At 69.4% G+C, this 14,506-nt stretch carries 15 protein-coding genes; 12 read left to right on the top strand and 3 right to left on the bottom strand.

Annotated elements, in window-relative coordinates:
- Nucleotides 1-116 precede the first annotated feature (116 nt).
- From GGQ80_RS10535 to GGQ80_RS10515, 5 genes are read left to right on the top strand one after another with little or no spacing between them, the layout of a single operon-like run.
- Nucleotides 117-1,022, top strand: a complete 906-nt coding sequence (locus GGQ80_RS10535) for a glycosyltransferase family 2 protein (protein ID WP_183984519.1) — start codon at nt 117-119, stop codon at nt 1,020-1,022.
- Nucleotides 994-1,797 carry a ChbG/HpnK family deacetylase gene (locus GGQ80_RS10530; protein WP_183984517.1) on the top strand — a complete coding sequence of 268 codons (804 nt, stop codon included), beginning with the start codon at nt 994-996 and terminating at the stop codon, nt 1,795-1,797. The genes GGQ80_RS10535 and GGQ80_RS10530 overlap by 29 nt, the downstream gene beginning before the upstream one ends.
- 20 nt (nt 1,798-1,817) lie before the next feature.
- Entirely contained in the window at nt 1,818-2,375 is a 558-nt protein-coding gene (locus GGQ80_RS10525) for an RNA polymerase sigma factor (RefSeq protein WP_183984515.1), read from the top strand.
- On the top strand, nt 2,365-3,303 hold the full coding sequence (locus GGQ80_RS10520) for a FecR family protein (RefSeq protein WP_343051011.1): 939 nt from the start codon (nt 2,365-2,367) through the stop codon (nt 3,301-3,303). Before GGQ80_RS10525 ends, GGQ80_RS10520 begins: the two co-directional genes overlap by 11 nt.
- A gap of 52 nt (nt 3,304-3,355) precedes the next feature.
- Nucleotides 3,356-5,626: a TonB-dependent receptor gene (locus GGQ80_RS10515; RefSeq protein ID WP_343051010.1), complete on the top strand. Its 2,271-nt coding sequence runs from the start codon at nt 3,356-3,358 to the stop codon at nt 5,624-5,626.
- On the opposite strand, the gene GGQ80_RS10510 is transcribed toward GGQ80_RS10515, so the two are convergent.
- Nucleotides 5,592-7,025 (bottom strand): hypothetical protein, encoded by a 1,434-nt coding sequence (locus GGQ80_RS10510; protein WP_221364323.1) that lies wholly within the window; start codon nt 7,023-7,025, stop codon nt 5,592-5,594. The genes GGQ80_RS10515 and GGQ80_RS10510 overlap by 35 nt on opposite strands.
- Before the next feature lie 49 nt (nt 7,026-7,074).
- Nucleotides 7,075-8,169, bottom strand: a complete 1,095-nt coding sequence (locus GGQ80_RS10505) for an alpha/beta fold hydrolase (protein WP_183984511.1) — start codon at nt 8,167-8,169, stop codon at nt 7,075-7,077.
- A 110-nt stretch (nt 8,170-8,279) separates the two neighbouring features.
- Here GGQ80_RS10505 and GGQ80_RS10500 point away from each other — a divergent pair, with 110 nt between their 5' ends.
- Nucleotides 8,280-9,311 carry an acetamidase/formamidase family protein gene (locus tag GGQ80_RS10500; RefSeq protein WP_183984509.1) on the top strand — a complete coding sequence of 344 codons (1,032 nt, stop codon included), beginning with the start codon at nt 8,280-8,282 and terminating at the stop codon, nt 9,309-9,311.
- A 42-nt stretch (nt 9,312-9,353) separates the two neighbouring features.
- Entirely contained in the window at nt 9,354-9,848 is a 495-nt protein-coding gene (locus tag GGQ80_RS10495; protein WP_183984507.1) for a nucleoside deaminase, read from the top strand.
- Between the two features lie 6 nt (nt 9,849-9,854).
- On the opposite strand, the gene GGQ80_RS10490 is transcribed toward GGQ80_RS10495, so the two are convergent.
- Complete coding sequence (locus tag GGQ80_RS10490) at nt 9,855-10,733, bottom strand: polysaccharide deacetylase family protein (protein ID WP_183984505.1); 879 nt, start codon at nt 10,731-10,733, stop codon at nt 9,855-9,857.
- A gap of 104 nt (nt 10,734-10,837) precedes the next feature.
- Between GGQ80_RS10490 and GGQ80_RS10485 the strand changes: the two genes are divergently transcribed.
- From GGQ80_RS10485 to GGQ80_RS10465, 5 genes are all read left to right on the top strand, one after another.
- Nucleotides 10,838-12,883: a TonB-dependent receptor gene (locus GGQ80_RS10485; protein ID WP_183984503.1), complete on the top strand. Its 2,046-nt coding sequence runs from the start codon at nt 10,838-10,840 to the stop codon at nt 12,881-12,883.
- A gap of 162 nt (nt 12,884-13,045) precedes the next feature.
- Nucleotides 13,046-13,189 (top strand): hypothetical protein, encoded by a 144-nt coding sequence (locus GGQ80_RS10480; RefSeq protein ID WP_183984502.1) that lies wholly within the window; start codon nt 13,046-13,048, stop codon nt 13,187-13,189.
- Nucleotides 13,186-13,422, top strand: coding sequence for a hypothetical protein (locus tag GGQ80_RS10475; protein ID WP_183984500.1), 237 nt, complete (start codon nt 13,186-13,188; stop codon nt 13,420-13,422). Before GGQ80_RS10480 ends, GGQ80_RS10475 begins: the two co-directional genes overlap by 4 nt.
- 100 nt (nt 13,423-13,522) lie before the next feature.
- Nucleotides 13,523-14,158: an SOS response-associated peptidase family protein gene (locus GGQ80_RS10470; RefSeq protein ID WP_183984498.1), complete on the top strand. Its 636-nt coding sequence runs from the start codon at nt 13,523-13,525 to the stop codon at nt 14,156-14,158.
- A gap of 11 nt (nt 14,159-14,169) precedes the next feature.
- Complete coding sequence (locus GGQ80_RS10465) at nt 14,170-14,442, top strand: hypothetical protein (protein WP_183984496.1); 273 nt, start codon at nt 14,170-14,172, stop codon at nt 14,440-14,442.
- Nucleotides 14,443-14,506 lie beyond the last annotated feature (64 nt).

The raw sequence follows: 14,506 nt of genomic DNA, 5'->3' as shown, positions 1-14,506 counted from the left end.
GGAAGGTTGCCGGGGGGCATTCGACCGGGGGTGGCAGGGCGGCATGGCGTCGCCGCTGCTGCACGATCCTCAGACGCATCCCCCGGGAATCGGCCGCGCGACGATGGACCCGACCGATGCTGCTCGATCTTGCCGACCGACCCCATTCACCGACGCCTCCTCATTCGCGGGCGGCCTATCAGGCGCCCCGCTGGAGCGTGCTGCTGCCGTTCTTCAACGAAGAGGCGTGTCTGGCGGCGACGATCGAGAGCCTGGGCGCCCAGTCGGTGCCGGTGCGGCTGATCCTGATCGACAATGGATCGACCGACGACAGCGCGGCGATCGCACGCGATTGCTGCGAGCGGCTCGGCCTCGACTATCTGCTGCTGACCGAGAAGCGCGCCGGCAAGGTCCAGGCGCTCCAGACCGGCCTTGTCTGGGTGCGGACGCCGCATGTCGCGACATGCGATGCCGACACCTTCTACCCCGTGGACTATCTCGCCGCCGCAGAGGCGGTGCTGGCACAGGAAGGCTGCGTCGTCGCCGGCGCCTATTGGTCGCAGCCCGACGCCGACCCAGGCGTCCGTGCGGCGGCTGGCCGCAAGATGCTGGCAACTGCGCGGATGCTGCCGCGTCAATGCCACACCGGCGGCGCCGGCCAGTGTTTCCGCACCGACGTGCTGCTGCGCGCGGGCGGCTTCGATCCGCAACGCTGGGGCTATGTGCTGGAGGATCACGAGATCATCCACCGGGTCATGCGCTTCGGCGCGATGCGCTATGCGAGCGACCTGTGGTGCGCGCCGTCGCCGCGCGAGCGCGATCGTCCGTCGATCCGCTGGACGCTGATCGAACGGCTGGCCTATAGCGCGTTGGCGCCGGTCGCCGGCGACTGGTTCTTCTATCGCTTCCTTGCGCGCCGCCTCGCCGCGCGTCATCTGCTGAGCCGAAGCATCCGCGAGCGCGCGTTCCAGGATGCCGAGCCCTGCCGAACCCCGATTGCGCCAAGGACCCTGCGTGCCGCGTCTCACCCTGTGTGCGGATGATTTCGCCTTTTCCCCCGCGGTCAGCGCGACGATCGCGGCACTGGCGGCTGACGGACGACTGAACGCGACCAGTTGCATGACGGTGATGCCCAACTGGCACGCCGATAGCGCGCTGCTGGCGGGGCTGCCCGATCATGTCGAGATCGGCCTTCACCTCGTCCTGACACTTGAGCGACCGGCCACCGTGATGCCGCGGCTGGCGGCGACCGGCACGTTGCCGACGATCCGCGCATTGCAGGCGATGACGCGACGCCCCGCGTTGCCGATCGACGAGATAGTGGCGGAGATCGAGGCGCAGTTCGATCGGTTCGAGGAGGCGATGGGCCGGGCGCCCGACTTTGTCGACGGGCACCAGCACAGCCACGCGCTGCCGCAGATCCGCGAGATTGTTCTGGCGACCACGGCACGCCGCGCACCGCGTGCCTGGCTGCGGACCAACGAGGAGGCCCTTGCCGCAATGATGGCGCGCCCGTTCCGCGGCAAGGCACTGGCGAGCGCCTGGCATTCGCGCGGGTTCGCGGCGGCGGCGGCGCGGCATGGCCTGCGTTGCAACGACGGGTTCGCCGGTCATTACGGCTTCACGGGCGACTATGCGGCGATCTTCCCTGCGTTCCTGCGGCGGCCGGGCGGGCAACACTTGGTGATGTGCCATCCCGGCGCCGGCGATCGCCCGGGCGATGCCATCGCCGCCGCACGGCTGGTCGAGGCGGAGGCGCTTCGCCGGCTGCCGCTGTCCCAATTGGCGGCGGAGAAGGAATTGACCTTCCCGGCCTGAATGGTCGAACAGGCTGGACGATGCGCGTCGGCGGCCTTCAGGCGATCTTCTTGGAACAGCGCGCGGTGCTTCACCGCCTCCTTGTCGCACGGCTGGGCAGCGCGGCGGAGGCGGACGACGTGCTCCAGGACATGTGGCTGCGGATCGACAGCCTCGCCGATCGACCGATCGACCAGCCCGCCGCCTTCCTGTTCCGCGTCGCGACGAACCTGGCGACCGACCGGCGAATCGCGGCGCAGCGGCGTCATGCGCGTGACGGATCGTGGCACGACGTCCAGCCGATCGCGGCAGAGATGCCCGATACCGAGCGGATGCTGATCGCGCGCGACCGGCTGGCGCGGGTCGAGGCGGCGATGGACGACATGCCCGACCGGATGCGTACCGCGCTGCGCATGTTCCGCTTCGACGAGCAGCCGCAGCGAACGATCGCCGCGACGCTGGGGATCAGCGTCAGCGGCGTCGAGAAGCTGTTGCGCCGTGCCTATCGTCGTATCGTCGATGCGGTTGGCGACGATGGTGCGGATAGCGTGGAGCGGCGTCGTCATAGCGATGAAGGGAAGTCCGACAGTGACGACTGACACGCGGATCATCGACGAGGCGATCGACTGGCATCTTCGCGAGCCGACGATGTCGGCCGACGACTGGGCTGCATTCGTCGTCTGGTTGGAGGCCGATGCGGCGCATCGTGCCGCGTACGATCGCGTCGCGCTGGCGGATCGCCAAATGCCCCCGGTCCCCGAGCCGATGGTGGCGGCGAACGACGATGCCCCCGTCGCCCGGCGCTGGCCCTGGCTGGCGGGCGGTTCGATCGCCGCGGCGCTGGTGGCGGCGCTGGCGCTGGCGGTGATGACGGCGAAGGGGCCGCAGCCCTATGCGGTTGAGACGGCGGCGGGCGAGCGGCGGGCCATCGCACTCGACGACGGCACCCGGATCGACCTGAGCGGTGGCACGCGGCTGACGCTCGATCACGGCGATCCGCGGGTCGCCTCGCTCGATCGCGGTCAGGCGGTGTTCGCGGTGCGTCATGATGCGGGCAAGCCGTTCACGCTGACCGCAGGTACGCTGACCGTTCGCGACGTCGGCACGGTGTTCGATGTGGCGCGCACAGGCGCGCGATTGAACGTCGAGGTTGCCGAAGGATCGGTGATAGTCCAGCCCGAGGGCGAACGCATCCTGCTGGCGAAGGGACAGACGCTCGCCGCCGATCCTGCGACCGGCGCGGCGGTGCGGGGGACGATCGATCCCGATGCGGTCGGCGGCTGGCGATCGGGGCGTATCGCGTTCACGCGCGCCACGCTGGCCGACGTCGCGGCGACCTGGCAGCGGCTCTATGGTACGAAAGTGGTCATGGCCGGCGAGTTGCCGAACCGGCCGTTTACCGGCATGGTCGAGCTGACGGGCAAGGCTGAGCGCGACGTGCCGCATGTGGCAGCGCTGATCGGGGTGGATTGGCGACGCAGGGGTGACGACTGGATCATCGGGACGTCGGTCCGCGCGCCGCGCTGACGCGATCCTTTTCCTTTCAGCTTTATCGATCGCTTCGCCGGCCGGCGCGCAGTTGCGTGCCACCATCGCCGTGCCCGTATCGACGCTCGACCGGGCGCTGCCAATGGTCGGTCGGCAGGCGGGCATCGATATCGTCAGCGTCGAGACCGGTCTGGCGCAGGTGCCGACGCGCGCCGTGGCGGGCAAGCTGGCGCCCGTGGTGGCGCTGCGCCGCTTGTTGCGGGGCACCGGCTATCGCGCGGTGGCGATCGACGGCCGCAGCTTCCGCATCGTCCGCGACCCCGCGTCACACACCGCGGGCAAGACCCACGCCCCGGTCGCGACCGCAGCGGGCGACGTCATCGTCACGGCGAGCAAGCAGCGCATCCCGCTGCTCCGCTATCCCGGCAGCCTGTCGTCGATCGACCTCGCCGCGCCGGTGCTGGCGGGGCGGCAGGACCTGGGCACGCTGACCCGGGTGTCGCCGATCCTGCAGTCGACGGGCTTCGGGCCGGGGCGCGACAAGCTGTTCATCCGCGGCATCGCCGACAGCAGCTTCGTCGGCGCAGCCCAGTCGACCGCGAGCGTCTATGTCGGCGACGTCCAGCTCGGCTTTTCCGGCGCCGATCCCGCGATCAGGCTTTACGACATGGCGCGGGTCGAAGTGCTCGAAGGGCCTCAGGGAACGCTCTACGGCGCCGGCGCGATCGGCGGGGTGATCCGGCTGACCCCGAATGCGGTCGATCTGACGAGGGCCGGCGGTGCCGTCGAGGCGGGCGCGACGCTGACGTCCGGGGGGGCGCCCGGCGGCGACGTGGCGGCGACGCTCAACGTGCCGCTGTCCGCCGCGGTCGCCGGGCTTCGTGGCACGGTCTACCGCGCGCGTGACGGCGGTTATGTCGATGATCCGCAACGATCGCGCCAGAACCTCAACGGTGTCGAGACGACCGGCGGGCGATTGACGCTGCGCATCGATCCCGGCGACGGCTGGACGGTCGAGCTGGGCGGATTGGGGCAGCGGATCGAGGCTGCCGACGCTCAATATGCCGAACGGCGGGTGGGTGCGCTGGCACGGCGTACGACGCTGGCCCAGCCCTATTCGAGCGACATCCTGTTCGCGCGCGGCGTGGTGACGAAGCGCTGGGACAGCGGCGTCGAGCTGGTGTCGGCGACGGGCCTGGCGATTACCCATGCCGACGACCTGTTCGACGCCTCGCGTCGACCGGCAGGGCAGGGGACGCCGATCATTTATCGTACCCAGAGCGAGCGGCAGCTGGCCAGCCACGAGATGCGGCTGTCGCGGTCGCTGGATGACGCGGCTTCCTGGGTCGTCGGCATCGCCCTGCTCGACAATAACGATAGTCGGAACCGGACGGCGGGCTTCGCCGACGCGCCGATGGAGATCATCGGCGTCACCAACCGGACGCGCAGCGCGTCGGTGTTCGCCGAGGGATCGGTGCCGCTGCGCCGGTCGCTCACCGCGACGCTCGGATTGCGCGGCACGGTGGCGCGGGTCGACGGCGACCCGTCGTTCCGGCCGCGCGAGGCCGACTTCGTCGCCGGCCAGGCATCGAAGCGGGTCGATCCCACCGCAGCCCTCACCTGGACGGTGACGCCCGACGTGGCCGTCTTCGGGCGGATCCAGTCGGGCTATCGCACCGGCGGCCTCGCCGTCGCGCTGGGTGTCGGTCGGGTGGCGGATTTCCGATCCGATTCGATCCTGCTGGAAGAGGTCGGGATCAGGCGCCTGCGACGGGGGTCGACCGGGCTTGCCTTCTCCGCCGCGGTGTCGCGCGCGTCGTGGCGCAACATCCAGGCCGATCTCGTCAGCCGGCGCGGCCTTCCCTATACCGACAACATCGGCAACGCCCGGATCGGTGCGGTCGAGGGGAGCGTCGACTGGGTGCCGATTGCAGGCCTCAATGCGTCGCTGTCGTTCCTCTACACGCAGAACAAAGTACGCGGCGCGCTGGCGAATACGTCGCAGGCAGATAACCGCCGGCTGCCCGATACGCCGCCGATCGCGGCGGTGGCGGGGCTCGCCTATCGCTGGTCGGTGGGTAGCGGGGATTGGCTGAGTATCGCCGCCGATGCCTCTTACGTCGGGCGCTCGGTGCTGGGAACGGGCGACCTGTTCGATATCTCGCAGGGCCGCTACGCGGTGGCGAGCGCGTCGGCAGCCTGGACGCACGGGTCGATGACGGTGTCGCTCAGGGTCGACAATGTCGCCGACGTCGCCGCCAACCGCTTCGCCTCGGGTAATCCGCTGATCCTGAGCGCGCGCGACCAGACGACGCCGCTGCGCCCGCTCAACGCGCGACTGGGGGCGGGGTGGAGCTTTTAGCGCGGTAGAGGGTGAAACGCTTGTTGCCGAGCGGCAGCGTCGTCGCGTCGGCGCGATACGCCAAAAGGTGACGTTCGACGCGCTCACGCTGCGCCAGATCCTCGCCATCCTCAACCGTCTGCATGACGACGACGTCGGGACGGCGCGCGAAGATCCGGTCGATCTCGGCGGGCTGATCGATCCCGACCGCACCGGCCTCGCGGGCGAGCATCAGGTGGGTCGGAAACAGATACGCCGTCACCGGCCGTCGCCCCGTCGCGGTGTAGAGCATCGTCGAGCCGTTATAGACATACAGCGTGCCCGGCCCCTTGCCGATCGCGGCGACGGTGCGCTGGAATTGGGCGGGCGTGCCGCGGGTGCGCCGCTCCGCCTGGAGAACGATCTGTCCTGCGACGAAGACGACGGCAGCGACGATCACCCCGATCGCGCGACCGCGGCGACGATGCGCGACAAAGCCGGCGGCACAGCAAGCTGCGGGAAGCATCACCGGCAAGGTGTAGTGATTGAACCAGGATCCGAAGGTCAGGAACCCCAGTACCGCCGCCGCCAGCCAAAGGCGAAGGAACAGCGCGGCCTGCCGCTCCACGCCGTCGCCCGGGTGCCGCGGCACGGCGATGGCCATCGCCAGGAGGGGCGCGAGGAGCAGCGTGTCGGTCAACAGGTTGCCGATCGCCTCGCCGATCGGATCGGCGCGGCGCTGGGTGATCGAGACGAAATTGGCATACACGAACGCGTCGCCATGCCCCGCCGCCAGGAAGGCCAGCCAGGCGGCGATCGTCGGCACCAGCGCGGCCGTTACGAGCAGCGCGCCGAGCATCAGGACAGCTTCGATCCGACGCTCGCGCCGCCACTCGTCCGCCAACAGCCACAGGCCGAACGCCATTCCCTCAAACACCGCCGCATATTTGATCTGGAGCGCCAGCCCGACCAGCAGCATGGCCAGGACCGCACGACGCCATCCTCGACCGCGATCGAGGATCATCGTCGCCGCGCCAGCCATCAACAGGTTGTAGAATACCGGCGACTGACCGCCCTGGCCGTCGGCGAGGTTGAGCCAGAGGAGGTAGAATATCCCCGCCAGCAAGGCGCCGCGGTGCCATCCGGCGCGAGTCGCGATCCGTCCGATCAGCAGCGCCGTCGCCACGACCGCTGCGAGCGCCAGGAACTGGTAGAGCCAGATCCCGAGCGGCGGCGGCCAGTGGCCGGGCAGCCAATAGACCAGGAACAGCCCCAGCGGCTTGCGATCCCACACATCGACATAGGGCCAGGCGCCCCCCGCCATCATCCGCCCGGCGGTGTAATAGAATTCCTCGTCGACCCCGACGATCGGGTTGCCCAACGTCACCGCGCGTGCGGCCAGCGCGGTGAGGAGCAGCCAGGCCAGGGCCGGAACGCGCATCGCCGTGGCGGCCGGGGATTTGACGATCGTCCGCATGGCCCGAACCGCCCTATTCGCTGCGGCGGAGCAGTTCGACCAGATGCTGCTTCCAGAACCGGGCGGCGGTATGGGTGCCGTGGCCGCGTGTCTCGGCCGTCTCGGGGATCAGGATGAAGCGGGCATCGCGCATCCGAGCGACCGAGCGCTGCGGATAGTCCAGCCCGCGTGGATTGATGAAGTCGTCGGCCGAGTTCACCCAGGTGGTCGGCGCGACGATCGCCTCCATCTGCGGCCAGGGCGCATAGTGGCGCGAGGCGTCGAGCTGGTAGACGAGGTCGTTGGCGTCGGTATTGGCGATCGACGCCGCCACCCGCTCGCCAGCAAAGGCTTCGGCAGCGTCACGCGTCGGATATTGCGCCTGAAAATAGAGCGGCGCCGCGCCGGCCACGAACAACAGGCTGGCGGCGGTGCGCAACCCCTGCACCGGCGGGGTCCGATACTCGCCATTGGCCCAGGCGGGATCGGCCTTGATCCCGTCGATGGCGAGCTTGCGCCACATGCGATTTAACCCAGCGATCTCGATCGGCTCGCACGCCAGCGGCATCAACGCCCTGGCATAGTCGGGATAGGTCTCGCCCCAGACCAGGCTGTGCATGCAGCCCATCGACGTGCCCATGATCAGCCGCATTCGGCGGATGCCGAGCCCGTCGTGGAGCAGCCGGTATTGGGCCGCGACCATGTCGTCATAGTCGTAATGGGGGAAGCGCATGTGCAGCCCGTCCGACGGCTTCGACGATTTGCCGTGCCCGATCCCGTCGGGCAGGATGATCCAGTAGCGGGTGATGTCGAGCGGCTGGCCGGGGCCGTACAGCTCGTCGGCGAACTGCGGACTGAGGAACTGGCGCCCGGTGCCGCCAGTGCCGTGCAACACCATGACGGCATTGTCGATCTCGCCGCGCGCGTTGCGATGGGGCTGGCCCAGCATCGTATAGTTGATCCGCAGCGTGGGCAGCGTCTCGCCCGACCGGAAGCGGAAGTCGCGGATGGTGTATTGCGCGTCGCGCGCCGGCCATTTGGAGACGACGGGGGCGGGGCGCGCGGCCGGCGTCAGTGGCGTGGGGGCAGCGGCAGTCTGCAGCAGCAGGAGCGAGAGGAAGATCGACATGCGCCATCGTCGCCGCTGGCCGGGCGATGGGCAAGCGATTGTCGTCGCATGCCCATCGATCCAGCCCCGCCCATGCGCTACGCTGCCGCGCGACAAGGGGAAAAATCGGAATGGCCATCAACTGGAAACTGGCGCTGCTGCTCGCCACGTCGAGCGCCGCCGACGCCAAGCAGTACGACCTGCCGGCAACGCCGGCGACGGTGGCGTGGGGCCATTACGAAGCGGCGACGACGCCTGTGCTTACCGTCCGATCGGGCGATACGGTGGTCGTGCATACCCTCATCACCAACAGCCCCAAGGGGCTCGAGGGGGCAGGGCTGCCCGCCGACCAGGTGGAGCCGGCGTTGCGCGCGGTGTTCGACGGCGTGCCGGCATCGGCGCGGGGACCGGGCGGCCACATCCTGACCGGCCCGATCGCGGTGGAGGGCGCGCAGCCGGGCGACACGCTGGAGGTACGGATCCTGAAGGTCGACCTCGCCATTCCCTATGCCTACAACGCCTTCGGGCCGACGACCGGCTTCCTGCCCGACGACTTTCCCCATCGCCGGATCAAGATCGTGCCGCTCGACCGCCGGCGGATGATCGGTGCGCTGGCGCCGGGTGTCGAGGTGCCGTTGCACCCCTTCTTCGGCTCGATGGGGGTCGCGCCGCCGCCCGCCTTCGGCCGTTATGATTCGACCGCGCCCTCGATCCACGGCGGCAACATGGACAATCGCCGGCTGGTCGCGGGCACGACGCTGTTCCTGCCGGTCCACGCGCCCGGCGCCCTGCTCGAAGTCGGCGACGGCCATGCCGCGCAGGGGAATGGCGAGGTTGACATCACCGCGCTGGAGACGTCGCTGACCGGCACGCTGCAACTCGTGCTGCACAAGAAGGGGGAGGGGCCTGCGCTGGAGGCCGCCTATCCGCGCGCCGAAACCCCCGACGCCTATATCGCGATGGGCTTCGACGAGGATCTGTCGAACGCCGCGCGAAAGGCCGTGCGCAACATGATCGGCTTCCTGGCGGAGACGAAGGGGATGTCGCGCGACGACGCCTATATGCTGGTCAGCACCGCGGGCGATGTTGAGGTGACCGAGCTGGTCGATCGCAACAAGGGCGTCCATGTCGTGCTGCCCAAGCAGGTGTTCACGAAACGCTGACGCCGGCCGGCAACCGTTGCCGCGCTCACCGGTTGATCGTCGATGGAACACGACGCCGACGCACCGAGCCTGAACGACAGCGACCTGCGCTACCTTCGCCGCTGCGTCGATCTTGCCGCCGAGGCGGTCGATGCGGGCGACCATCCCTTCGGATCGGTTCTCGTCGTGGCATCGGGTGAGGTGCTGTTCGAGGACCGAAACCGGGTCGGCGGCGGCGATCCGACGCGGCATCCCGAATTCGCGATCGCCCGATGGGCGGCCGAGCATCTGTCGCCGACGGAGCGGCGTGCCGCAACGGTCTATACCTCGGGCGAGCATTGCGCGATGTGCGCGGCGGCGCACGGCCTCGCCCGGCTGGGGCGGATCGTCTACGCCACGTCGACGCCGCAGCTGATGCGCTGGCAGGAGGAGCTTGGCCGCCCGCCGATGGGGATCGCGCCGCTGCGGATCACCGATGTCGTGCCCGACGCCGTCGTCGCAGGGCCGGTCGAGATATTCGCCGCAAAGGTGAGGGCGCTCCACGCCCGAAGCGGCTGAACCGGCTCAGGCGGCCAGCCCATTGTCCTCGACGTGCGCGGCGATGTCGCCCGCTGTGGTCCACCAGATACGCGGATCGTTCGCCTCGCGCAGCTCGGCCAGCACGCGGGCGAGCGGCGGGACACGGTGCGCCTGGCCCATGATGTAAGGGTGGAGCGCGATGCCCAGCACCACCGGCCGTCGATCGCATTCGGACAATAGCTGCTCGACCGCCGATCGGATCATCGCGGCGAACGTCTCGCCCTCCTGACGCCGCTGGATGATCGCCGGCAGATCGTTGATCTCCTGCGAATAGGGCACCGACAACAGGCCGCCATGCGCGGTCGAAAGCCGTGTCGGCTGGTCGTCGTGCGCCCAGTCGAGGACATAGCGATAGCCGTGCCTGGCGAGCAGGTCGGGCGTATCGCGGCTTTCCGAGATCCACGGGCCGAGCCAACCGGTCGGCCGCATTCCCAACGATGCCAACCTCTCGGTGACCTCACGGATCAGCCGGTCCTCGCCATGCTTGGATAGGCTGCCCTGCGCCTTGGCGTTGCTGCCGCCATGCGCGGCGATTTCGTCGCCGCGGTCGCGGCATGCCTCGGCCAGGCCGGGGCAGCGGTCGATCACGTCGGCGTTGAGCAGCGCCGTCGTCCGCAGCCCGAGCCGGTCGAACAGGTCGAATAGCCGCCACACGCCAACCCGATTGCCGTAATCCCGCCAAGCATAGTTCATGACGTCGGGTTCGGTCTGCGATGGCGCCAGTTTCGCGCCCAGGCCACCGCCGAAGTCGAACACCTCGTGATTGACGCCAAGATAGATCGCCAGCCGGCGACCGCCCGGCCAGTCATAGGCAGGACGGGTGGTAATGGGGCTGTAGGAATAGCGATCATGGGAGCTGCTCATGACGGCGCCAACGTCTGGATGGCGGAAACGTCACCGGGGTTCGCGAGTGTGTGGCTGCAAATAAAGGATCGCGTGTCGGCGTTCGCCGGGTACAGCAGCATGCGATGATCCGCTGCCTGCCGCTCCTGTCGCTCGTCGCCGCCGTGCCTGCGGGCGCGCAGGAAAGCGGGGAGGTCGTCGTCGTCGGTCGCGGCCTGGCGGCGCGGCCGGGCGATGCCGCCGCGTCGGCGGTGACGATCGATCGGGCGCGTCTCGACGAAAGCGCCAGCGGCCGGCTCGAAAACGTCCTCGCCGACGTCGCCGGGCTCCAGCAGTTCCGCCGCTCCGATTCGCGCACCGCCAACCCCACCAGTCAGGGCATCAGCCTGCGCGGGATCGGTGGCAACGCATCTAGCCGGGCGCTGCTGGTCCTCGACGGCGTGCCGCAAGCCGATCCGTTCGGTGGCTGGGTGCCGTTTCCGGCCTATGCGGTCGATCGCATCGGCCTGATCCGCGTCACCCGCGGTGGCGGCAGCGGCTATCTCGGCCCGGGCGCGCTCGCCGGATCGGTCGAGATCGAGAGCGCCGGCGCGGCCGATCAGCCACCGCTCAGCGCCGACATCGCCTATGGCAGCCGCCATTCGCTTGATGCCTCTGCGTCCGCTTTGCTGTCGCGCGGGGGCGGGTTCGTGACCGTTGCCGCCAGCTACGCGGGGGGCGACGGCTTCGTCCCCGTCGTCGAGTCGCAGCGCGGACCCGCCGATCGTCCCGCACCCTATGAGCAGGCCTCGATCGCCATCCGCACCGTCGTGCCGGTCGGCGCCACGACAGAGATGCAGGCCAGCGCCTCCGCCTTCACCGACACCCGCGAGCGCGGCACCGCCTTCACCCGCAATCGGAGCCAGGGCGCCGACGCCAGCCTCCGCCTCGTCGGGCGCGGCGCATGGGGCTGGTCGGCGCTCGCCTATCTCCAGACGCGGGCCTTCGCCTCGCAGTTCGCCGCGGTCGATGCTGCGCGCGCCGCGGCAAGCCTGACGCTCGACCAATATAACACGCCCGCAACCGGTCTCGGCGGGCGGATCGAGCTGGCGCCGCCGGTCGGCGCAGGCCGCGACGTACGGATCGGTGCCGACGTTCGCCGCGTCGATGGGCAGACGCAGGAGAATTTCACCTATGTCGCCGGCACGCCCACCCGTCGCCGGATCGCGGGCGGCGAGGCGCTGACCTGGGGGGTGTTCGCCGACGCCTCGACGACGGGGCCGGTCACGCTGACGCTGGGCGGACGGGTCGATCGCTGGCGGTTGAGCGACGGTCGGCTGCTCGAAACCACCATAGCGAACGGCGCCCCCGTCACCACGGCGCGCTTCGCGGCGCGCAGCGGCACTGAGTGGACCGGCCGCGTCGGAGCGGCTTGGCAGGTGGCGCCACCACTCAAGCTACGAGCCTCCGCCTATCGCGGTTGGCGGCTGCCGACGCTCAACGAACTGTACCGCCCGTTCCGGGTCGGCGCCGATGCGACCGCGGCCAACGCCGCGCTCGCTCCCGAGCGACTGACCGGCGTCGACGGCGGGATGTCGCTGACCCCCGGCGCTGGGCTGACGCTAGGCGCGACGCTGTTCTGGAACCGGCTGGCTGGCGCCATCGCCAACGTCACCGCGGGCCGGGGGCCGGGCAATTTCGCCGGCGTCGGCTTCGTCGGCGCGGCAGGGACCTATCGCATCCGCCAGAACCTCGACGCGATCCGCTCGACCGGGCTCGAGGTCGACGCCCGCTGGGATCGGGGCCCATTCTACGTGCTGACGTCATGGAGCCACGTCGATCCGCGCGTCGAGGCGCATGGGCTTGCCGGGCCGCTCGACGGCCTGCGGCCCGCACAGACGCCGCTCGACAGCGTGTCCGGCACGATCGGCTGGCACCGCGGCATCATCGGCGCATCGACGACGCTGCGCCACGTCGCGCGCCAATTCGAGGATGACCAGAACAGCCGTGCCCTGGCGCCGGCGACCACGCTCGACGCCTATCTCGCGCTGCCGATCACCCGCGGCCTGGCGATCGAGCTTCGTGGCGAGAATTTGTTCGACGAGCGCGTCGAGGCGGGGATCAGCGGCGCCGACATCGTCGAGCGCGCGACGCCGCGAACGCTGTGGATCGGGCTGAAGCTGCGCGGCTGACGGGGCGGGAAGTGGTGGGCCCGGCACCTATCGGACTCATCCCGCGCTACGGCTGTTTTCTGCCATTCCTTATGGCTGAACCTCTGAGAATACCCCCACCGATACCCCCAAGTATGGTGGCATACCCCTTGATGAAGCGCGATCCGGAGCTAGGCTGCTGAAATGAACGACGATCTCGCTACCGCCCTTGACCACCTTCGCCGCTTCCTGGCGACGTTTAACGAAGGCGACTTGGTCGACGAGGAGAGCGAGCTGACGGCCGACGATCTGCGGGCGATCGCCGCGGCGGCCGAGCAGCGTGCGTGACCGACGAGGACAAGGGCCGCTCTCGGCTGGTCGACCTCGCGCGCGAGCACGGCACCAGCTTGGCCGCGCTGTCGATCGAGATGGGGCGGAACGTCTCGTACCTCCAGCAGTGGGCGACGCGCGGATCGCCCAAGTTCCTCGACCCCGCCGACCGTCTGTGGCTGGCGAAGCGCTTTCAGGTGAACGAGCGCCAGCTCGGCGCGAGAGATCCGTGGGAACCGGGTCAGCCGTGAGCGAAGATGCGGTGTGGCTCGAGGTCGCGGCGTGCGCCGTCCTGGCGACAGCGGGGCTGGCCTCCGGCGTGCTCGCCCTCGTTCACTGGCTCGGCTGACGATGTGCAATCGCGCCCGCTTCGCCGGCGAGCCGGAGACGCTCCACGAGCGCTTCGGTGGCGGCTGGCTCACCGATCGACCGCGTGACAACACCTTCAACCCGCAGGAGCTGCGGCCCAACAAGCGCGCCTATGTCATCCGCGAGGAAGCGGGCGAGCGCGGCGTCGACGTGATGAACTGGGACGTCCTTGGCGGGCAGGCCAAGTGGTTCATGACGAACGTCCGCAACCTGGCGCTTCCGCAATGGGCGCGGTTGGCGGAGCGTCCGGAGAATCGCTGCCTCGTGCCGCTGACCGAGTTCGCCGAGTTCACGCCGGAGCGGCACGACCTGGGGGACGGCAAGAAGCCGCTGAAAGGTGAGATGTGGTTCAGCGTCATGGACCAGCCGGTGTTCGCCGTCGCCGGCTTCTGGCAGCGGACCGCCGCCGGCGATGGCTTCGCGATGGTCACTTGCGACGCGAACGAGCTGGTCGAGCCGATCCACCCGAAGGCGATGATCACGATTGTGCATGAGGGGGACTGGACGACCTGGCTGCGTGGCGGTCTTGACGAGGTGAGGGCGCTGCAACGGCCCTATCCAGCTGCGGCGATGACCATGCGCGGCCCGGTGTTTCCGACACGGGGAAGAGACGCCTAGCCGAATCGGTCATGATCTGTTCTCGTGACGCGATGGACTGGCGATCGATCTCGATGTTCACGAAAGTGCCCGACATGAAGCACCCGCTGGAGGACGAGTTCGCCAGCGCGATCTATCGCGGATGGGTGAGCGGCGGCCCCACGTGGGACCAGCTGCCTGTTGCCGACCGCGAGCAATGGCGTGAGAAGGCTCGCCGGTTCGGCGGGAACGACATCAGCGTAGCGCCGTGGCAGAAGAAGGTCGCCGAGGCTGCGAAGCCATCAATCGTGCCGGCCTGGATCTAACCGAAATGATGGAGCGGCCCGACGGGGTCGCACCGTCCTCGCACGCGGGGGTACCGCGCTCGTC

The sequence above is a fragment of the Sphingomonas jinjuensis genome, from assembly GCF_014197105.1.
Taxonomy (GTDB): domain Bacteria; phylum Pseudomonadota; class Alphaproteobacteria; order Sphingomonadales; family Sphingomonadaceae; genus Sphingomonas; species Sphingomonas jinjuensis.
Note: the sequence above shows the minus strand (reverse complement) of the source record. Positions and strands in the feature narration are given on the sequence as shown.